The 19,282-nt window shown below is 45.2% G+C and carries 22 protein-coding genes; 9 read left to right on the top strand and 13 right to left on the bottom strand.

Features of this window, described 5'->3' with window-relative positions; translation table 11 throughout:
* Positions 1 to 8: 8 nt before the first annotated feature.
* Positions 9 to 785, bottom strand: a complete 777-nt coding sequence (locus tag D7V92_RS14780) for an AMP nucleosidase (protein WP_005862265.1) — start codon at positions 783 to 785, stop codon at positions 9 to 11.
* A 55-nt stretch (positions 786 to 840) separates the two neighbouring features.
* On the opposite strand from D7V92_RS14780, the gene D7V92_RS14775 reads away from it, so the two are divergent.
* Positions 841 to 1,302 carry a type I restriction enzyme HsdR N-terminal domain-containing protein gene (locus D7V92_RS14775; protein WP_057327669.1) on the top strand — a complete coding sequence of 154 codons (462 nt, stop codon included), beginning with the start codon at positions 841 to 843 and terminating at the stop codon, positions 1,300 to 1,302.
* Between the two features lie 61 nt (positions 1,303 to 1,363).
* Here D7V92_RS14775 and D7V92_RS14770 read toward each other — a convergent pair whose 3' ends face one another.
* Positions 1,364 to 1,615, bottom strand: a complete 252-nt coding sequence (locus tag D7V92_RS14770; protein ID WP_008772145.1) for a hypothetical protein — start codon at positions 1,613 to 1,615, stop codon at positions 1,364 to 1,366.
* Positions 1,616 to 1,692: 77 nt separating this feature from the next.
* Positions 1,693 to 1,920 (bottom strand): hypothetical protein, encoded by a 228-nt coding sequence (locus tag D7V92_RS14765; protein ID WP_233572856.1) that lies wholly within the window; start codon positions 1,918 to 1,920, stop codon positions 1,693 to 1,695.
* 136 nt (positions 1,921 to 2,056) lie between these two features.
* On the opposite strand from D7V92_RS14765, the gene D7V92_RS14760 reads away from it, so the two are divergent.
* The 4 genes from D7V92_RS14760 to D7V92_RS14745 all read left to right on the top strand — a co-directional run bounded on the left by D7V92_RS14760 (position 2,057) and on the right by D7V92_RS14745 (position 3,324).
* Positions 2,057 to 2,464: a transposase gene (locus tag D7V92_RS14760; RefSeq protein WP_048928764.1), complete on the top strand. Its 408-nt coding sequence runs from the start codon at positions 2,057 to 2,059 to the stop codon at positions 2,462 to 2,464.
* A gap of 83 nt (positions 2,465 to 2,547) precedes the next feature.
* Positions 2,548 to 2,841, top strand: a complete 294-nt coding sequence (locus D7V92_RS14755) for a hypothetical protein (RefSeq protein ID WP_121773185.1) — start codon at positions 2,548 to 2,550, stop codon at positions 2,839 to 2,841.
* Positions 2,842 to 3,048, top strand: a complete 207-nt coding sequence (locus tag D7V92_RS14750; protein ID WP_121773184.1) for a DDE-type integrase/transposase/recombinase — start codon at positions 2,842 to 2,844, stop codon at positions 3,046 to 3,048. It begins immediately after the preceding gene.
* 54 nt (positions 3,049 to 3,102) lie between these two features.
* On the top strand, positions 3,103 to 3,324 hold the full coding sequence (locus D7V92_RS14745) for an integrase core domain-containing protein (protein WP_121773183.1): 222 nt from the start codon (positions 3,103 to 3,105) through the stop codon (positions 3,322 to 3,324).
* Positions 3,325 to 3,731: 407 nt separating this feature from the next.
* Here the strand turns inward: D7V92_RS14745 and nqrF are convergent, their stop codons facing one another.
* From nqrF to D7V92_RS14715, 6 genes are read right to left on the bottom strand one after another with little or no spacing between them, the layout of a single operon-like run.
* Complete coding sequence (gene nqrF, locus D7V92_RS14740) at positions 3,732 to 5,006, bottom strand: NADH:ubiquinone reductase (Na(+)-transporting) subunit F (RefSeq protein WP_010182986.1); 1,275 nt, start codon at positions 5,004 to 5,006, stop codon at positions 3,732 to 3,734.
* A gap of 40 nt (positions 5,007 to 5,046) precedes the next feature.
* Positions 5,047 to 5,664: an NADH:ubiquinone reductase (Na(+)-transporting) subunit E gene (gene nqrE, locus D7V92_RS14735; protein WP_005856893.1), complete on the bottom strand. Its 618-nt coding sequence runs from the start codon at positions 5,662 to 5,664 to the stop codon at positions 5,047 to 5,049.
* A gap of 25 nt (positions 5,665 to 5,689) precedes the next feature.
* Positions 5,690 to 6,319, bottom strand: coding sequence for an NADH:ubiquinone reductase (Na(+)-transporting) subunit D (locus tag D7V92_RS14730; RefSeq protein WP_005856891.1), 630 nt, complete (start codon positions 6,317 to 6,319; stop codon positions 5,690 to 5,692).
* Between the two features lie 7 nt (positions 6,320 to 6,326).
* On the bottom strand, positions 6,327 to 7,139 hold the full coding sequence (gene nqrC, locus D7V92_RS14725) for an NADH:ubiquinone reductase (Na(+)-transporting) subunit C (protein WP_005856889.1): 813 nt from the start codon (positions 7,137 to 7,139) through the stop codon (positions 6,327 to 6,329).
* Positions 7,140 to 7,152: 13 nt separating this feature from the next.
* Positions 7,153 to 8,355 carry an NADH:ubiquinone reductase (Na(+)-transporting) subunit B gene (locus D7V92_RS14720; protein WP_005862260.1) on the bottom strand — a complete coding sequence of 401 codons (1,203 nt, stop codon included), beginning with the start codon at positions 8,353 to 8,355 and terminating at the stop codon, positions 7,153 to 7,155.
* A gap of 23 nt (positions 8,356 to 8,378) precedes the next feature.
* Complete coding sequence (locus D7V92_RS14715) at positions 8,379 to 9,725, bottom strand: Na(+)-translocating NADH-quinone reductase subunit A (protein WP_036612195.1); 1,347 nt, start codon at positions 9,723 to 9,725, stop codon at positions 8,379 to 8,381.
* A gap of 132 nt (positions 9,726 to 9,857) precedes the next feature.
* On the opposite strand from D7V92_RS14715, the gene D7V92_RS14710 reads away from it, so the two are divergent.
* Positions 9,858 to 11,126, top strand: coding sequence for a DUF5103 domain-containing protein (locus tag D7V92_RS14710; RefSeq protein ID WP_005856883.1), 1,269 nt, complete (start codon positions 9,858 to 9,860; stop codon positions 11,124 to 11,126).
* Positions 11,127 to 11,170: 44 nt separating this feature from the next.
* The gene (locus D7V92_RS14705) at positions 11,171 to 12,139 is read left to right on the top strand and encodes a 4Fe-4S binding protein (RefSeq protein WP_036612192.1); all 969 of its coding nucleotides are present in this window, start codon (positions 11,171 to 11,173) and stop codon (positions 12,137 to 12,139) included.
* Here the strand turns inward: D7V92_RS14705 and guaD are convergent.
* The 4 genes from guaD to D7V92_RS14685 are packed head-to-tail and all read right to left on the bottom strand — an operon-like array spanning position 12,104 to position 16,077.
* On the bottom strand, positions 12,104 to 13,444 hold the full coding sequence (gene guaD, locus D7V92_RS14700) for a guanine deaminase (RefSeq protein WP_080707561.1): 1,341 nt from the start codon (positions 13,442 to 13,444) through the stop codon (positions 12,104 to 12,106). The genes D7V92_RS14705 and guaD overlap by 36 nt on opposite strands.
* 12 nt (positions 13,445 to 13,456) lie before the next feature.
* A complete protein-coding gene (locus D7V92_RS14695) occupies positions 13,457 to 14,359 on the bottom strand; it encodes a cation diffusion facilitator family transporter (RefSeq protein WP_008772138.1) in 903 nt (300 codons plus the stop codon).
* Positions 14,360 to 14,368: 9 nt separating this feature from the next.
* The gene (locus tag D7V92_RS14690; protein WP_008772137.1) at positions 14,369 to 15,661 is read right to left on the bottom strand and encodes a serine dehydratase subunit alpha family protein; all 1,293 of its coding nucleotides are present in this window, start codon (positions 15,659 to 15,661) and stop codon (positions 14,369 to 14,371) included.
* A 44-nt stretch (positions 15,662 to 15,705) separates the two neighbouring features.
* Positions 15,706 to 16,077 (bottom strand): Hpt domain-containing protein, encoded by a 372-nt coding sequence (locus D7V92_RS14685; protein ID WP_005856873.1) that lies wholly within the window; start codon positions 16,075 to 16,077, stop codon positions 15,706 to 15,708.
* A gap of 185 nt (positions 16,078 to 16,262) precedes the next feature.
* Between D7V92_RS14685 and D7V92_RS14680 the strand changes: the two genes are divergently transcribed.
* Both D7V92_RS14680 and D7V92_RS14675 read left to right on the top strand, forming a co-directional pair.
* A complete protein-coding gene (locus D7V92_RS14680; RefSeq protein ID WP_057327679.1) occupies positions 16,263 to 18,185 on the top strand; it encodes an AAA domain-containing protein in 1,923 nt (640 codons plus the stop codon).
* Positions 18,175 to 18,981: a Cof-type HAD-IIB family hydrolase gene (locus D7V92_RS14675; RefSeq protein WP_005862248.1), complete on the top strand. Its 807-nt coding sequence runs from the start codon at positions 18,175 to 18,177 to the stop codon at positions 18,979 to 18,981. Before D7V92_RS14680 ends, D7V92_RS14675 begins: the two co-directional genes overlap by 11 nt.
* The last annotated feature ends 301 nt before the right edge of the window (positions 18,982 to 19,282 follow it).

Below are 19,282 nucleotides of genomic sequence, written 5' to 3'. Positions count from 1 at the left end.
TTTCGCTATTACCAACTAAAACGGATATGACGGATGGTTTTCTTACCATCCAAAATCTGTTGAAGAGCTTCAACTCCCAACATTACCTGTTCTCCTACAAATTGTTGAGTTACCTTCCGGTCACTCGCTTCTGTTTTTACACCATCTTCTTCCATCGGTTTATCCGATATCATCAACAATGCACCCGTAGGTATTTGGTTAGCGAAACCGGCAGTAAGCAAGGTTGCGGTTTCCATATCGATACCAGTGGCATGCGTACTACGAAGATATTCCTTGAAATCATTATCGTATTCCCAAACCCTGCGATTTGTCGTGTAAATCGTACCTGTCCAATAATCTTTTCCATGATCACGTATGGCGGAAGAAATGGCACGAAGCATTGAAAAAGCGGGCAATGAAGGTACCTCAGGTGGTAAATACTCATTCGACGTTCCCTCACCTCGGATCGCCGCTATTGGCAATACATAATCCCCTAATACATTCGCTCTTTTTAATCCTCCACATTTACCGAGGAAAAGCACCGCTTTGGGCATGACTGCTGACAATAAATCCATGATTGTAGCAGCGTTCGCACTTCCCATCCCAAAATTGATAATGGTAATCCCTTCTGCCGAGGCATTGGGCATCGAACTTTTCAATCCCAAAATCGGGACATTAAAATGATCCGCAAATATCTCGACATATTTAGTAAAGTTAGTGAGTAATATGTGCTTAGTGAAGTCTTCTAGCTTTCGCTCGGTATAACGAGGCAGCCAATTTTCTACGATTTCTTGTTTTGTTCTCATAAATAACTACCTTTGAGGTGCATTTTAGTTAGAATATAAATAGCAAATATAGCAAATGCTCCCATTAAATCTACCAAAATTCTCAGTCAAAGTTACGAAGAAAGCAGGAAAGCCTTCTATTTGGGATCCTGTACGCCGAAAATTTGTCGCATTAACGCCAGAGGAATGGGTACGACAACATTTCGTGAACTATTTGGTCACGGAAAAAAACTATCCTCAAGAACTTTTAGCGAATGAAGTAGCGGTAAAACTAAACGGAACATCCAAGCGATGCGATACCGTTGCATACAATCGGTTTCTAGCACCTCTAATGATTATTGAATATAAAGCTCCACATATCGAGATAACAAGCGCTGTATTCGATCAAATCGTACGTTATAACATGGTCTTACACGTAAAATACTTAACCGTAAGCAACGGCATCCGTCATTTTTGTTGCAAAATTGACTATGAGAAACAGACGTATGCTTTCCTCGAAGATATACCGGAATACAATCTATTGGAGAAAATCGTTTAATTATCTAAAATAAGTCCCCCTTATCCTTCTATGCACTCGCACGGATCAGATAAGGGCTTACTCAGCCCAACCAGTGAGTAGTTCTATCGATCAGGAATTTACAGTTTGCAGATAAGTCATCTTGTTCTATATACTCGACATCACCGGAAGTCTTAGAAGGTAGCACCATATCTGATACTTCTACCTCCTCATTTTCAAGGCAGGCAAACTTAAACAGATTATATATGCTTGATAGAAAGAGAAGAAAAAGAAACAGGAATGCCTTTGCGACACTTCCTGTTTTTTCTATATATTGAGTAGATTTCAAATCCATATCCCACGCATTAAAAGTTACATGGGCACAAACATAGCAATATTCGTCAAATAAACAAATATTTTAACACGAAAATTTTATTTCGTAAAGAGATAATCCTCCGGTTTTGCGATTCGTAAAATATATTCCGGAGTATTAGGGAGCCTTTTCGCATACAAAGTGACAGAATCACCCCTCTCAGGTATCGTAGAATTAGATTCCAACGATATCTGGTCAACATTACGCAATTTTATTTCATCATCTTTATCGAAAAAGAATGAGTATCCTAATAAAACCGCAAAAAAAGATAAAATCAATGGCTTCATGTCTAACTTGTTTTTATGACTATATAAGTTTAGATGCTTATAAAACGATAAACGCTGCATATTATTTCAAAATAATTACATGACATGATACAGATTTACTTCACACGCAATTAACAATTAAAAGAACGTGTGTAAGATGTCAAACAAAGCAAGAGAACGTAAAAGTTACAGCATGGAGTTCAAGCTCCGTATGCTGAAGGAGTATTATGAGAGTGGCTCAACCAAGTACAGCCTATGTAAGAAATATTCGGTTGATTACGTGACATTTAGTCGCTGGGAACGTTATTTTGAGTCAAAAACGCTATCTTTACCGTCCGATCTGACAGAGTTAGAGCATCAGGTATATATGGCACGAAAGAAATCCGAATCATCCAAGGCGACCGGTCCCCAAACGGAGAGCGAGAGGCTCCGGGAGGAGAACTTGCGCCTACGCAAGGCGTTGGCCTACTCAGAGTTGCGCAATGAGGCTCTGCATGAGCTTCTTAAGATCGGGCGGGAACAATATGGCATCGACCTGCTAAAAAAAGCTGGCGCCAAGCGGTAGACAACCTTCGGCTCAGGCATCCCAAGGAATCGATCGGTAGCCTGAGCGGGCTGTTTGGCAAGACAAGAGAAGGTTATTACTCCGTGAGCAAGGAGAAACGTATGCGCAGGGAATTGTCAGAGAAAGAGATACTTGACACCGTGAGGGATATCCGGCATGAGGCTCCGGGCATCGGGGCGTACAAGCTGTACCTGATGCTCAAGGAACTCTATCCGGACGGGATGCGTGGCCGGGATTGGTTCTACGGGCTGATGCATGAGTCACACCTGATGCTGAAGCCCGGGAAGCGCCGTCACACGACAAGCTCCAACCATCCTTACAGGAAGTACAAGAACATGATCAAGGGATTGACCGTCAACAGGATCAACCAATTGTGAGTGGCCGACATCACCTATATCGACACCGATGAGGGCGTGGCCTACCTGCATCTCCTGACGGACGCGTTCACGCATGAGATCATAGGCTGGGTCCTTTCCGACAGCTTGGTCGCCTCCAACACCGTGACGGCTCTGGACATGGGTATCTCGCACGTGTCACCCCTGGGGTTCGATGGACTGATCCACCACTCCGACCGCGGCGTTTAATATTGTTGTAATCAATATATTGATCGTCTACAGGCCATTAAAGCCACGATCAGCATGACGGAGGACTACAAGCCTACCGACAACGCGATCGCCGAGCGGGTCAACGGCATCATCAAGCAGGAATGGCTCTACAGGATGAAACGCCCCCCGGACGTGGTGGCCGCAAGGGATTTGTTGGCGAGGATCATAGACTTCTACAACAATAGGAGACCGCATAGGAGCAACAGGGACATGCTCCCACCTGTCAGGTTCCGAGAAGCACTGACTTGTATGTGATCGCTCAATGGAGGCTTTGCGCCTCCAGCCGCAAGGCTTCCTCCGCAGTGGTTTTTTCATGGTTGTTTTGCATGGAAAAAGAAAAACGGTATTTTTGCCGCTGTGAACCGGTTCAGGAAACAACTTTCAACCCCGTGAAGTTTTTCAGGAGAAGGTTCTCTAAGATGTGAAGTACCTTAGAAAATAACAGTAAAATCTATGAAGTAAATTTAGGCATAGTCAACATTTTTAATGTGCCGACATAGAAGTACGACTTATTTCGTTAATGAAGTATATATCCTATGACACATGCAGTATATATCCTATAGCATTTGAAGTATATCTTCGTAAAGAGGAGTTTCAGGGCCAAAATAAAAAAGGCGAGGATCTTACCCCCGCCTTCTATCTGTAGATATAGAAATCCTATTTTATCCACCGAAATCATCGAAGTGCAACATCTCACGAGGTACACCCAAGTTATCCAGCATATTTTCTACGGCCTTTGACATCGGGCCCGGACCACACATGTAGTATTCGATATCTTCCGGAGCCTCGTGATCCTTCAAGTAAGTATCATGGATTACTTGATGAACGAATCCAGCCGTATATTTAACACCCGCAGCATCAGCGGCAGGATCAGGACGGTCAAGCGCCAAGTGGAACGTAAAGTTTGGGAATTCTTTCTCTATTTCCAAGAAATCTTCCAAATAGAACACTTCGTTCAAGGCACGCGCGCCATAGAAGTAAGACATCTTACGATCCGTAGTCTTCAACGTCTTCGTCATGTGCATGATTTGGGCACGCAACGGAGCCATACCAGCACCACCACCAATCCACATCATCTCTCTCTTAGAATCGAAAATTGGGTGGAAATCACCATAAGGACCACTCATAGTCACCTTATCACCCGGTTTCAACGTAAAGATATAAGAAGAAGCGATACCCGGCATCACATCCATGAAGCCAACTTGTGGTTTCGGTTTGAACGGCGGCGTAGCGATACGCACGGTCAACATGATACGGTCACCCTCAGCAGGATAGTTAGCCATAGAATAGGCACGGATAGACGGTGAGTCGTTCTTACACTTCAAACCGAATAAACCGAATTTCTCCCAAGCCGGCAGATACTCGGGGCCGATCAAGCTCTTATCGATATCCTTGTTATAATCCATTGAGTATGTAGGGATCTTGATCTGAGCGTAAGAACCCGGAATAAAGTCCATGTGCTCACCTTTAGGCAACGCAACGATAAACTCCTTGATAAATGTAGCGACGTTCTTGTTACTGATAACCTCGCATTCCCATTCCTTAACGCCAAATACCTCGTCTGGTACCTGAACGACCATATCCTCTTTCACCTTGCATTGACAAGCCAAACGCCAATGATCTTTCACTTGTTTACGAGAGAAGAAACCTTTCTCAGTAGGTAGGATCTCGCCACCGCCATCAATAACTTGAGCACGGCACTGACCGCATTTACCACCACCACCACAAGCGGAAGACAAGAAGATGCCACCGCTCTGTAGCGCACCTAGCAAAGTTCCACCAATCGGGGTCTCTATATCTTTCTCTCCGTTAACCTTCAAGCTTACATTCCCTGAAGGCACCAATTTTGCTTTGGCGAACAAAAGCAAACCGACCAAGATCAGCGTGATCAATAAGAATACTATTGCGCTGACACCAATCGTAAGTCCGCCCGACATTAATAAAGTCATCTTTATATTTTGTTTAATGCGTTAATACTTAAATCTTCAGACCAGAGAAACACATGAATGCCATACCCATCAAACCCGTGATGATGAAAGTAATACCCAAACCTTTCAAAGCATTGGGGACATTTGAATATGACAATTTCTCACGGATAGCCGCCATACCTACGATAGCCAGCAACCAACCGATACCAGATCCTAAACCATAAACAGTGGCGACACCTACATTAGGGAACGCTTTTTGTTGCATAAACAGAGAACCACCCAAGATAGCGCAGTTTACAGCGATCAGCGGCAAAAAGATACCAAGGGAAGCATACAAAGACGGAGAGAATTTCTCGACTACCATCTCGACCAACTGCACGAAAGAAGCGATAACGGCGATAAAGATAATAAACGCCAAGAAGCTAAGGTTCACCTCCGCATATTCCGGGCCTAACCAACTTAACGCACCTTCTTTCAATACATAATTCTCAAGCATATAGTTAATCGGCAACGTACAGAAAAGTACGAATGTCACTGCTATACCTAATCCTAAAGCGGTCTTCACGTTCTTTGAGACAGCCACGAAAGAGCACATACCCAAATAGTATGCGAAGATCATGTTGTCAACGAAGATCGAGCGGACGAATGTGCTTAATAATTGTTCCATTCTATTATTCGTTTAATCGTTAACATTAATTTTCTTGAAGTTCCTTGTTCTTAGCACGATGAACCCAAATAATAACAGCGATCACGATCAACGCCATCGGAGGCAAGATCATCAAACCATTGTTCACGTAACCCAGATCATAGAATGCCTGCGGAATCACTTGGAAACCCAATAAGGTACCAGATCCTAGCAATTCACGGAAGAAACCTACGATAATAAGAATAATCGCATATCCCAGACCGTTACCAATGCCATCCAAGAACGATTCCCATGGGCCGTTACCCAAGGCGAACGCTTCCAGACGTCCCATCAAGATACAGTTCGTAATGATCAAACCGACAAATACGGAAAGCTGTTTGTTTACGTCATAAGCAAAAGCTTTCAACACCTCACTAACGATTGTCACCAAAGCGGCAACTACCACCAATTGCACGATAATACGGATACGGTTCGGAATCGTATTACGCATCAATGAAATGATCACGTTAGCGAAAGCTACGACAGCCGTCACCGAGATACCCATCACGATGGCCGGCTCAAGTTTTGATGTTACAGCCAACGCAGAGCAAATACCCAACATCTGAACGACAACCGGGTTGTTAGCGCTCAACGGGCCTAACAGAACTTCTTTATTCTTTTCAGATAATAATCCCATCTTCTACTTAATTTTGTGAGGTCAAAAATTTAACATAACCGCTCAAGCTGTTGAATAACATTTCATCCACACCTTTACTGGTAATTGTACCACCTGAGATACCGTCTACATAATCCTGTCCCGCTACGCTCTTACCCGGCTTAACAACAGCGACAGACTTGAATTCTCCACTCATGAAGATCTTCTTACCTTTGAACTCATTGCTGAACGCCGGTTTAGAGATCTCAGCTCCCAGACCCGGAGTTTCACCTTGGTGGCTGAAGTCAGCACCATAAATAGTATTCTTATCACTATCTACAGAGATATAACCCCATAACGGACCCCAAAGACCTGCTCCATGCAAAGCCATGATATATTTCGGTTGACCATCTACATTCGCGACGAAAACCGGATATTGATGCTCAGTGGCAGCCTTAACTACATCCGTAGCGAAAGCGTCGCCTTCAACCTTCTCACCATTCTCGTTTACCAAGAAAGCTTCCTTGATCAACTCGTTGTACTTGGTCTCAGCCTCAGAAGAAGAAACATTTACGTTGATAGAACGCAGAATTTGTTGTCTCTTATCGTTATCCTCGTTCTGTTTCTGAAAACTTCTCAATGATTGTGAAGTAAACGCCAATACGACAGCCACTAGCACAACCATCACAGCCGCATAAACAACCGTATAAACATTGCTATCCCGGTTTATGCCTTTCTTAGCGGCGCCCTCCTCCTTGATTTCCTCAAATTCGGAAGCAGGAGCGGAACATACCGGGCAAGTGTCAGGAGCCTTATTTCCCTCGTGGACATAGCCACATACCTTACATTTATATTTAGCCATATTCCTTCTTACTTTATTTTATTACACGTTTCAATCTGCGAGAGATATTAGCTTCCACAACATAATAGTCGATCAGCGGAGCGAACACGTTCATCAACAGGATAGCGAGCATCATACCCTCTGGATAACCCGGGTTCAACGCACGAATAATAATGGCCATAGCACCTACAAGGAAACCATAGATATATTTACCTGTCTCCGTACGAGCGGAAGTCACAGGGTCTGTAGCCATGAACACGGCACCAAAAGCGAAACCACCTAAGAACAAGTGATCCAGCGGAGATACGCACATAGCGACCGTAGTACCGATCATATTAAAGATCAATGACATGAAAGCACCACCCACGAACACGGAAACCATTGTCTTCCAACTTGCGATACCCGTAACCAACAAGATAACCGCACCGATCAAAATAGCCAATACGGAAGTCTCACCGATAGAGCCCGGGATCAAACCAATAAACGCGTCCCAAGTAGAGATCGGGTTGCCTAATACGTCAACAGCTTGGAAAGAACCGATCATCTCCTTACCAGCGATAGCGACTTGTCCTAGCGGAGTAGCTCCGGAAAAACCGTCAACTACTTGGCCAGCCCCGATACCAAACGTATCAGCCGTACGAACGAACACTTGATCACCAGACATTGCTGCCGGGTAAGCGAAGAATAAGAACGCACGTGTAACCAATGCTACATTAAATATATTATATCCCGTACCACCAAATACCTCTTTCGCGAAAATAACAGCGAAAGCAGTAGCTACAGCGATCATCCATAACGGAGTATCGACCGGAACGATCATCGGAATCAAGATACCGGAAACCAAGAATCCTTCTTGAATCTCTTCCTTCTTCACTTGGGCGACAGCGAACTCTATACCCAAACCTACCACATACGAAACAATGATCTTAGGCAATACCGCCAAAAATCCAAAAATAAAAGTCATCAAAAATCCCGGATCAGCCCCCACAGCTAAATTGTGCTGATAACCGACATTATACATACCAAAAAGCAAAGCAGGCAACAAAGCGATGATAACCACGGTCATGGCACGCTTTGAATCAATACAGTCATGAATATGTACGCCCGTTTTAGAGGTCTCGTTCGGAACAAATAAGAATGTTTCGAAACCGTCAAAAACAGAACGGAACATCGCCAGCTTTCCGCCTTCCTCAAAGTTAGGCTTAATCTTGTCGAGATAATTCCTTAACGCTTTCAATGTATTATAAGTTTTTTATGTTATTAATTCATTTCCTTATACAACAGGTTCAATCCGTCGCGAACGATCTTCTGCAACTCGATCTTGGAAGTGTCCACGAACTCGCAAAGAGCGAAGTCCTCGGGAGCCACCTCATAGATACCAAGGTTCTCCATCTTATCGATATCGAACGCGATGATCGCTTTCAACAAATATTCCGGATAGATATCCATCGGGAACACTTTATCGTATTCATTAGACATGATCATGGCACGTTTACCACCTTTGATACGGGCGTCGATCACATATTCCTTGCTAGTACCTAACCAGCTAAAGTAACTATGGCTGGCGCTGAACTGGTTGAAACGAGGCATAGCGAAACCTAAGAACTCATGCGTCTCATCACCTTCCGGAATCACGGTGATCTGGTTATCATAAGCACCTAGGTAACCATCCATATTTACCTTGGTACCTGTCAAAACATTACCGCTGATAATACGGATATGTTCCTGTCCTAACACTTTACCGTTAACCAAGCTCTTAATCGTACAACCTGAAATTGTCTTAACATAACCTCTCTCGGTAGTCTCGGAACCGGTGATAGCAACCATACGACTGAAATCGGCGACACCCTTGTTGAACAAGCGTCCGATTACGATCACATCCGCCGGATTAACCGTCCAAACTACCTCACCCTTGTTAACGGGCTTGATATGATTGATCTGCACGCCAACGTTCGCCGCGGGATGCGGACCTTCTACTTCCACGATCTCCACACCTTTCATTCCGCTCACGACAGAACCACTTCTTACACCCACATACACTTTTCCATTCGTTAATTTAGCTAGGGCGTTTAATCCAGTCTGGAAATCAGCCTCCTGACCTTTTACGATAAAATCGAAGTTTGGAGCCAACGGAGCGGAGTAAAAAGCCGAAACGAAGATATCACGCGGAGTATCCAATGGAGCGGCGATGATATCGTATGGGCGTTGCTTGATAAACGGCCACATACCGGCGTTCAGAAGTGCCTCTTTCACCTCTGCCCCCTGTAGGGATGCTACGTTCTTCTTACCGAACTCCTCATACTCGATCTGCGCATCCGGCTTCACAACGATGCTTAGCACCTTACGCTTCTCTCCTCGGTTTACGGCAGTTACCTCGCCACTGACCGGCGAAACAAACTTGATCTCGGGGCGGTTCTTGTCAATCATCAGTACAGAACCGGCTTTGACTTTTTCTCCTACTTTCGCAACAACTTTGGGGAGAATACCGTTATAATAATCGGGGACGATCGCGTAAGACTCGCTCTTGCCGCCGTTTAACAGTACATCCGAAGCTTTGCCCTTCAGATTAATGTCTAAACCCTTTTTAATCTTAATCACATTTGCCATGATACAACTAAAATTGTTTATATGTAATTTTCCTGCAAAAGTAAACATTTTTTCATGCTTTAGAGCAGGGAAAGGCAAATAAATAGAGAAATAATTCCATAATTTTGCGTCGTTAAAGAAAGTAATAAGAAAATGAAAGTTTTTAAAATCCTATTTCTGCTGCTTATCACGGTTTTAGTACCGTTGAACGCTCAAGTGACTTACTTCACCAACGTTAGCGATAAGCAAATAAAGACCCTCCAAGTGAAGGTTGCCGGCGAGATGTTCTCCGACCCATTCATTGAACTGGGCGGTGAAAACCGTATCGAAGTTAATTTCGATGCTTTTAATCCGGGCTTCGGGCGATACGCCTATAATCTGGTTCATTGCAACGCCGATTGGACGCAATCGAATCTTTCCCCGATTGAGTATATGAATGGTTTCCAAGGGAGCACGATCGAGGATTTCGCCAATGCGATGGGTACTACGGTGCAATACACCAACTACCGATTACTTTTCCCAAACGATGACGTTCAACCGAAGGTCTCGGGGAATTATGCCTTGCAAGTATATAACGAGGATGATCCCTCCCAGATCGTATTTACCGCATGCTTTTCTATTTTTGAGCCGATGGTTAGTGTCGCCGCTACGGTGAGCGGAAATACGGATATCGATACCAATCAGTCACACCAACAAGTCAGCTTTGCGATCAATAACAAGAATTTCCCCATCACCTATCCTCAGACCGACTTGAAAATCTGGGTTTATCAGAATAACCGCAGGGATAATGCCGTAACAGGTCTTCAGCCTATGACTATTTTAGAAAACCAGATCTCTTATACGAACAATCAGAACTTGATCTTTCCCGCAGGAAACGAATATCGCCGTATGGAATTTTTGAGCAACAAATACAATGGCATGCACGTAGAAAGTATCTCGTTCCATAATCCATATTACCATGTAGAGTTGATGACGGACTATCGGCGTGACCAATTATCGTATCAATACGATCAAGACCAAGACGGCCGTTTTTTCATCCGTTGCAGTAATTGTAACGACCCGGATACGGAAGCGGACTATTACATCGTTCACTTTACCCTCGCCATGGACTTAATTCCCGATGGAAACGTGTATTTGAACGGTGAATTATATAATAATGTATTGGACGAGAAAAGTAAGATGGGCTATAATCCGGAGACGCATCAATACGAGAAATCCGTCTTACTGAAACAAGGCAGTTACAACTATCAGTACCTCTTTGTCCCTAACGGACAGACCGTAGGACAGACCGGCCCTATCGAGGGTAATTTCTTCCAGACGGAGAACGAATATAGCATTTACGTCTACTATTGTCCAATGGGAGCACGGTATGATCGTTTAATCGGTGTAACTAGTATCAGAAATACAATGCCCGTGCTATAATTATTCGCGTAAAAGGCATACTTTTACGCATAAAATAATTGAGCATGAAAACGAGACGTATTGTTATCAGTACCGTATTATTAGTCGGGGGACTTCTCTCGATCGTTCAAGTCATGCCTAAAAATCCACTGTTGATAGGCGAAAGGTTATTTCCGTATGGAGGATGGATACAAGTGATACTTGCCATGCTATACGGTGGTTGGCTCTGCTATAAGATGCAAGATCGGCAAGAACGTCCCAAATGGAGAAAACGAGCGTGGTTGTTATTCTCGATCGTTTTTTTCGGGCAACTTGCTCTAGGGATTTTTGCCGATCCCATTTTCCTTATGACCGGGAAACTGCATTTACCGATCCCTGCGGTAATCTTGGCCGGACCGCTTTATCGCTTTGATGGATTATTCATGCCCATACTTTTTATCAGCACCTTATTACTATCCGGTCCCGCTTGGTGTAGCCAGCTTTGTTACTTCGGGGCATTCGACGCATGGAGTGCCCGGGGAAAATTGGAACGAAAAAGGTTCCCCTATCACAAGCAAATGCGATACAGCATATTATTTCTGGTTATGTTGGGGGCCATCCTACTCCGAATATTCGGAGCGAGCGGCAGGATAGCCACCGCTTTTGGAATAGCGGTCGGAGTTATCGGCCTACTTGTCATGCTATTGTTTTCCAGAAAGAGACGGAAGATGGTGCATTGCAGTAGTTATTGTCCGATCGGGACTTTAGTGTCTTTCCTCAAATACCTCTCTCCTTTCCGGGTACGACTGACCATGGATTGTTGCCATTGCATGGCTTGCACAAACGCTTGCCGTTATGATGCCCTACATAAAGAAGAGATCGAGAAGGGAAAGATCGGCTATACCTGTACCTATTGCGGAGATTGCCTCTCCGCTTGCAAGCACGGGGCTATAGAATATCATTTCCCGGGATTGCGCCCGACTACTGTCGAGCGCCTATGGATCGTCGTAACGGTCGTATTACATACTTGCTTCTTGATGATCGCACGAATCTGAGCCGTATACTCGCTTGCCCATTATATAAGTACATACCGTATTCCGGTCATCGCCGAGGGTTTGCAAGCCAAACAGCTTATTCTCGATCGTCCATTTATCTCTCGAACGAAGATACTCCATACGCAATTTCTGGACAGAGGTAGCGGCATAATCCACGACTATGAAATCCGCTTCACGGCCAGGGAGGAAACTTCCGATTCGGTCGTCCAACGATAAGGCCCGTGCAGAGCCTAGCGTACATTTATAGATAGCCTCCAAAGCTGTCATCGGATAACCGTTCAACTGTTGTACCTTATAAGCCTCTCCCATCGTACGCCACATAGAGAAAGATGTACCCGCACCGACATCTGTCGCCAAGGTAGTACGTACGCCGTAACGGTTCGCTTCCCTCATATCGAATAATCCGCTTCCAAGGAAAAGGTTCGAGGTCGGGCAATGGGCGATAATGCCTCCCGTTTCTCCCAACCGCTTATATTCCCGATCGGTTAGATGGACACAATGCCCGAATATCGAACGATCGGTCAACAATCCGGCACGCTCATAGACCTCCAGATAATCCGCATGACCGGGACATAGCGATAATACAGATTCAATCTCTCCCAGATTCTCCGAAAGATGTGTCTGTATATAGGTACTGGGATATTCGGCATGTAAACGACCGGCAGACTTTAATTGATCCGGCGTACTGGTTATGGCGAAACGGGGCGTGATCACATAGTGATTCCGTCCTTTCCCGTCCCAATCCTCGATTAAGCTACGGCAGTCCAACTCACCCTGATGCGTGGTATCCATCAGATAATCCGGAGCGTTCCGGTTCATCATCACCTTTCCAGCCAAGATACACATATTATACTCCGTAGCCACGGAAAATAATGCGGTTACGGAAGCAGGATGAACCGTGGCATAAGCAGCACAAGTCGTAGTTCCGTTCTTCACCAGTTCCTTCACGAAAAAGCGAGCGATATCTTGTGCATATTCCATGGAAGAGAAAGCTTCCTCGGCGGGAAACGTATATTCGTCCAGCCAATCCAGAAGTTGCTTGCCATACATTCCCTGTATCTCCGACTGGGAGAAATGGATATGGGAATCAATAAAGCCGGGTGTAATCAATTTACCGGAATAGTCTGTCACCGGGAAATCCGGGTAACGGGAACGCATCGCCTCGAACGGCCCCGCCTCTACAATCTTTCCATCAACAACAGCCAGTCCCCCATCCTCAAAATAGCGGTAAGCCTCCACATGATCCAGCGGGGAAGCGATCAAATAGAACACTTCTCCCCTATATAAGTTCTTCATCATGGTCAAATAACAATTCGTTTATTTAATTGGTTCCACGTGCAAAGCGATGTGCGTAGCCTGACCGAACTTATCACGCAGATTCTGTTCGATCTCTTTCGTCAAGTCATGGGCACGAGTCACGGTTATCTGTCCGTTCACCCGTATATGCGCCTCGATAGCAAAATTATTACCGATGCGGCGGGTACGTAGATTATGCGGGCTCTTTACCTCGGGAACCTCACTAATGATCGCCAAGATCTCATCCTCCACCTCCTTCGGCAAAGATTTCTCCAATAAGTCATTAATCGCCGGGATCACTAGTTGTAAGGCTACTTTTACGATAAATAAACTGACAATCACAGCCGCCAACGGGTCCAGCACACGCCAATTATCCCCCAACAAAATCGCCCCTCCGATACCTAAAGCCGTACCGATCGAGGAAAAGGCATCCGAGCGATGATGCCAAGCGTTAGCGATAACGACTTGACTATTCTGCTTCCTTCCTACCCAAACGGTAATATGATACAGTAATTCCTTGATCACAATGGAGATAAGAGCGGCAACTAAAGCGATCATTCCCGGACTTTCCAACGGAATCCCCTTGAAATAAAAGTCATAAATCTTGTTCGCTCCCTCCCAGAAAAGGCCAAAACCTACACAAAGCAAGACGATACCGACAATTGAAGTCGCCAAAGTCTCGTATTTACCATGCCCGTAATCATGGCTCTCGTCCTTCGGCTTGGAAGATATATTGACAAAAAGAAGTACGATTATATCCGTTACGAAATCAGATAACGAATGCACCGCATCGGCGATCATAGCGCTACTATGCCCCCAGATACCCGCCACGAACTTGAATACCAATAAAACAAAATTAGCGAATGACCCTAAAAGTGTCACTCGCATAATCTCTTTTTTCCTCGCCTTTGGTGCCTCCTCCATAGAATCCCATTAACAAGATTTACCGGTCATGATGTCCAGCACCAGACGATCCGTCGCCTCCATTCCTTTAGAACCGATAGCGGTCAAGTTCGCGATCGATTTATCCACATCCTCATCGATGATACCTTCCACGGAAGTCACCACCTTATCCTCCATGGCCATCAAAGCGGAAAGCATCGCCGTAGATACGCCACTAGATACTTTCATCGCGCAACTCGGCTTGGCACCGTCACAGATCATTCCGGTAATATTACCGATCATATTCTTGATCGCATAAGAAATCCGCGCCTTATTTCCTCCCATCAAATAGGTGATAGCGCAACTCGCTCCCGTAGCGGCAACCACACAACCGCAAAGGGCGGACAAGCGTCCCAGACTTTGCTTGATATAGATCACCATCAAATGGCTTAACATCAACGCACGGATCAGTTGCTCTTCCGAGCATTGAATATCCTCGGCGAAAGAAAGAACCGGAAGCGTAGCGGCGATTCCTTGATTACCGCTTCCCGAATTACTCATCACCGGGATCATAGCGCCGTCCATGCGAGCGTCGCAAGCGGCGGAAGTCATGATCAACATATGCGTATAAGCGGAATCTCCCATGAACTTACGGCCGAAAGCACCCGAGACTGTCTTGCTTACAGTATGTCCGTAATTGCCTTTCATGGAAGCTTGGGCGGCTTTCTTATTCAACTCGGCCGTTTCTAAAATAAAACGAATCTCATCCAATGGCATTTCCATGGCAAACTCATAGACCATAGAGAAGGAAAGACGTAAATCCTTATTCTCACATACTTCCTCGCCAGAAGCGTTTGCCGTACGTAAATCAGTCAATACCTCCCCGTTTTTCTCTACATATATTATATGGGTATGCTCATGGCAAATGATCACCCTTGAACGATCGTTCCCTGCTGAACTTATAATTTCGATATAAAGTTTATCTACATTCTCTTTCAGGTCTATACCGATACATTTCTTGCAGACCATTTCCTTACCTTCTTTCAATCCCTCCGGAGTCAAGTCTTTCAGCACCTCTAGCCCATAAGCGGACTTACCGATGATCGATCCCAAAGCGATAGCGATAGGCAACCCCACCATGCCAGTCCCCGGGATTCCTACTCCCATGGCATTCTTCAGGATATTGGCGCTCAGATAAACCTCTATCTTCTCTGGCTTACGCCCCAGCACTTCCGCCGCTTTTGCGGCCGCCAAAGCCACGGCAATAGGTTCCGTACATCCGATAGCAGGGATTACCTCCCTGTGAATCAAATCTATAATTTGAGTTTTTATGATAGTATCCATACTGATAGTCTCTATTTAGAATTAGATAGTTAATATACAATAGATTAAGAACAAAACTCAACAACGATATCTCGCAAGGCATCGTATTGTTTTCCCAATGCATCTTCATAACGCAACGCTTCTTCCAGATTCCCTTCTCTCAACAGCGATAGTATATTATTCGATACATCGAATAGATTTACCAGACCTAAATTAGCGGCTATCCCTTTCAAGGTATGCGAATATAGCTTGGCATTCTCCAAATCCCGCTCTACTAAAGAGCTCCGTAATTTCACATACGAACCATCTGTAGTAATAAATTTATATAGAAACTTTTTGAAGAGGCTATCACTATTCATAAAACGATCTAAGGTATTCTCTTTATCCCAAGCAGCTACATCTATTAATGCGTTATAAAAAGCATCGTTCTCATTCATTTTTTTATGATATTAGTTTTCGTACAAAATTAGGAATTTTATAGACACTACCAACGTTAGCGGTATTCTTTTTCTTTACTTACCGCAACTTGGGTACGGAACGATAATTTTAGTACTTTTGTCGCCTACTTCGGGACCTAGAACGCCCGGGCTGTATTTATCCGATTAATAGAATTGAAAAAGGAATGGGAATTTCATCGCCGCTTGTAGATTTGCAACATCAATATGATCTCCTGCAGAAAGAATATGAATATGAGAAGGAAACATACCGACAGCAATCCGAGCGTACGGGTTTGCGAAAACGAGTGGCGCAGGGCCTCTGTTGGTATCCGGTCACTCCGGGACGCAGTTATTATAACTCCTTAAACCAATTGGTGATCGAGATCGAAAGGACAGAAGACCGGGAGATCGAGCATAATTTTGAGTACGGGCGCCCGGTTTGCTTCTTCACGGCAGATATCAGTGGTAAATTTAAGTATCTGGATTTCTCCGCCACGATCAGCTACGTGCAAGAGGACCGGATGGTGGTAGTTCTCCCCACTCCTTCCGCCTTGATGGATATACAAGGAAAAAGCAATGATCTCGGCGTGCAACTCTACTTCGACGAGACCAGCTATAAAACGATGTTTTCCGCTCTCTCGGACGTGATGCGGGCAAAAAACAACCAACTCTCTCATCTAAGGGACGTATTGCTGGGACAGGAAAAACCGGGACAGCGCGAATTATTCCCGATCCGCTTCCCTTGGTTGAACCGCTCGCAGGAAGAAGCTGTAAATAAGGTATTGGGAGCGAAACAAGTATCTATCGTACACGGCCCTCCCGGAACCGGGAAAACAACCACCTTGGTGGAAGCCATTTACGAGACCCTTCACCGGGAGAATCAAGTGATCGTTTGCGCCCAAAGTAATACCGCCGTAGACTGCATCTCGGAGAAACTGGTAGATAGAGGCATTAACGTCCTGCGCATCGGGAACCCCACTCGTATCAATGACAAGATGCTCTCTTTCACATATGAACGCCGTTTCGAATCGCATCCGGATTATCCCGAGTTATGGAGCATCCGGAAAGCGGTACGGGATATACAATCCAATATGCGAAAGAAAAGCCGGGAGGAACGGGATACGATCCGAAACCGCCTCTCCCGTTTGAAATTCCGGGCGACCGAACTGGAAGTCAAGATCGATACAGAGCTGTTCGACGAGGCTCGTGTTGTCGCTTGCACCTTGGTTGGCTCCGCAAACCGGGTCATGATGAACCGGCACTTCACGACCTTGTTTATCGATGAGGCCGCCCAAGCCTTGGAAGCCGCTTGCTGGATAGCGATCGGCAAGGCGGACCGGGTCATACTAGCGGGCGATCATCACCAATTGCCCCCTACTATTAAATGTATAGAAGCGGAACGAGAAGGCTTAGGACGTACCTTGATGCAAAAGATAGCCCACACGAAACCGGAAACGGTCTCTCTCCTGAAGATCCAATATCGTATGCACGAGGATATCATGCGCTTCTCCTCCCAATGGTTCTATCATAACGAACTCGAATCCGCTCCCGAGGTAAGTGGGCGGGGAATCTTGCGACTGGACACTCCCATCGTATGGTTCGATACGTCCGAGTGCGATTTCACGGAAAATACGAGAGAAGAGACCATGAGCCGTGTCAACAGGCAAGAGGCGGAATTGCTCGTGGAACAATTACGCTCCTATATACAGAAAATATCCAAGGAGAGAGTGCTGGAAGAGAATATCGACTTCGGATTGATCTCCCCTTATAAGGCGCAGGTACAATACATCCGTAAATTGATCAAACAAGACGCTTTCTTCAAGCCTTTACGCAGACTGATCACCGTACACACCGTTGACGGTTTCCAAGGGCAAGAACGCGATGTCATCTTGATCAGTTTGGTAAGGGCCAACGAGGATGGAAAGATAGGCTTCTTGAACGACTTGCGGCGCATGAACGTAGCGATCACCCGTGCCCGTATGAAACTGATGATCTTGGGAGACGCTTCCACCCTTACCCGGCACGCATTTTATAAAGAACTCTATAATTATATCTCCCAAAGAGGTAAAATAATCACGATCAACACGAAACAAGAGCATGAACTATAAATTATTGGTACTGGATTTAGACGGTACACTGACAAACAGTAAAAAAGAGATCACCCCGTTTACGAGGGAAACCCTTCTGCAAGCGCAGGAAAAAGGATTGCATCTGGTCTTAGCCTCCGGCCGGCCCACCTACGGTATCGTGCCTTTAGCCGAGGAACTGAACATAAAGCAATATGGTGGTTTTATCCTTTCCTTCAACGGCGGTAAGGTGATCGACTTGATGACAGACAAAGTACTTTTCGAACAGGCTTTGCCACCCGATATCGTACCTGTTTTATACAACCGCTCCAAAGAAGCGGGACTGGCTATCCTTTCCTACAACGGTAAATATATCTTAAGCGAGCATCCGGAAAATAAATACGTACAATACGAATCTTTCTTAACCAAAATGAAGATCAAGGCTACCGACGATTTTCTGCGGGATTTGCATCAGCCAGCCGATAAATGCTTGGTGGTAGGCGAACCGGAGATGTTGGTACCGTTGGAAGAGAAGCTCCGCCAAGAATTAGGGAAACGTATCAACGTATATCGTTCCGAGGCATTCTATCTGGAGCTTGTCCCCAAAGGTATCGATAAGGCAGCCTCGTTATCCCGCTTACTAGAGCGAACCCGGATAAAACAGGAGGAAGTGATCGCTATCGGCGACGGTTTCAATGATGTATCCATGATCCGTTTCGCCGGATTGGGAGTCGCTATGGCCAACGCCCAGCCCCCTGTCAAGGCCAATGCCGACCGCATCACCCAATACACGAACGATGAGGATGGAGTGGCTCGTTTCATCCAAGAATTGCTTTGAAAAAAAACACGTACGTATTTTCCGAAAAACATGTACATGTTTTCGCGAGAACACGTACGTGTTTTTTCAGAGACATTTACACCAGTATCGACACAGGCCGATGCCTATACCGGCATACGCCTATACCAGTAGTGCCGTAGGGCTACGCCAGTATAGGCGTGAGCTTGCGCCGATATACGTAAATTCCTTTCATGGAAATGTCTTCTAACTATCAACTATTTTATGTAATTCTGGAAAACTTTCGTTAGTGACTTATACAAAGGACTTTGGGAGAATTACCCGATTTTGAGGTAATGACTTG

The sequence above is a fragment of the Parabacteroides sp. CH2-D42-20 genome, from assembly GCF_003670185.1.
GTDB classification, from domain to species: domain Bacteria; phylum Bacteroidota; class Bacteroidia; order Bacteroidales; family Tannerellaceae; genus Parabacteroides; species Parabacteroides distasonis.
Note: the sequence above shows the minus strand (reverse complement) of the source record. Positions and strands in the feature narration are given on the sequence as shown.

What these genes read in the sequence shown, in the direction of transcription:
- D7V92_RS14780 (WP_005862265.1), bottom strand. Translation starts at nt 785, where the DNA reads ATGAGAACAAAACAAGAAATCGTAGAAAATTGGCTGCCTCGTTATACC.
- D7V92_RS14775 (WP_057327669.1), top strand. Translation starts at nt 841, where the DNA reads ATGCTCCCATTAAATCTACCAAAATTCTCAGTCAAAGTTACGAAGAAA.
- D7V92_RS14770 (WP_008772145.1), bottom strand. Translation starts at nt 1,615, where the DNA reads ATGGATTTGAAATCTACTCAATATATAGAAAAAACAGGAAGTGTCGCA.
- D7V92_RS14765 (WP_233572856.1), bottom strand. Translation starts at nt 1,920, where the DNA reads ATGAAGCCATTGATTTTATCTTTTTTTGCGGTTTTATTAGGATACTCA.
- D7V92_RS14760 (WP_048928764.1), top strand. Translation starts at nt 2,057, where the DNA reads ATGTCAAACAAAGCAAGAGAACGTAAAAGTTACAGCATGGAGTTCAAG.
- D7V92_RS14745 (WP_121773183.1), top strand. Translation starts at nt 3,103, where the DNA reads ATGACGGAGGACTACAAGCCTACCGACAACGCGATCGCCGAGCGGGTC.
- nqrF (WP_010182986.1), bottom strand. Translation starts at nt 5,006, where the DNA reads ATGTCGGGCGGACTTACGATTGGTGTCAGCGCAATAGTATTCTTATTG.
- nqrE (WP_005856893.1), bottom strand. Translation starts at nt 5,664, where the DNA reads ATGGAACAATTATTAAGCACATTCGTCCGCTCGATCTTCGTTGACAAC.
- D7V92_RS14730 (WP_005856891.1), bottom strand. Translation starts at nt 6,319, where the DNA reads ATGGGATTATTATCTGAAAAGAATAAAGAAGTTCTGTTAGGCCCGTTG.
- nqrC (WP_005856889.1), bottom strand. Translation starts at nt 7,139, where the DNA reads ATGGCTAAATATAAATGTAAGGTATGTGGCTATGTCCACGAGGGAAAT.
- D7V92_RS14715 (WP_036612195.1), bottom strand. Translation starts at nt 9,725, where the DNA reads ATGGCAAATGTGATTAAGATTAAAAAGGGTTTAGACATTAATCTGAAG.
- D7V92_RS14710 (WP_005856883.1), top strand. Translation starts at nt 9,858, where the DNA reads ATGAAAGTTTTTAAAATCCTATTTCTGCTGCTTATCACGGTTTTAGTA.
- D7V92_RS14705 (WP_036612192.1), top strand. Translation starts at nt 11,171, where the DNA reads ATGAAAACGAGACGTATTGTTATCAGTACCGTATTATTAGTCGGGGGA.
- D7V92_RS14695 (WP_008772138.1), bottom strand. Translation starts at nt 14,359, where the DNA reads ATGGAGGAGGCACCAAAGGCGAGGAAAAAAGAGATTATGCGAGTGACA.
- D7V92_RS14690 (WP_008772137.1), bottom strand. Translation starts at nt 15,661, where the DNA reads ATGGATACTATCATAAAAACTCAAATTATAGATTTGATTCACAGGGAG.
- D7V92_RS14685 (WP_005856873.1), bottom strand. Translation starts at nt 16,077, where the DNA reads ATGAATGAGAACGATGCTTTTTATAACGCATTAATAGATGTAGCTGCT.
- D7V92_RS14680 (WP_057327679.1), top strand. Translation starts at nt 16,263, where the DNA reads ATGGGAATTTCATCGCCGCTTGTAGATTTGCAACATCAATATGATCTC.
- D7V92_RS14675 (WP_005862248.1), top strand. Translation starts at nt 18,175, where the DNA reads ATGAACTATAAATTATTGGTACTGGATTTAGACGGTACACTGACAAAC.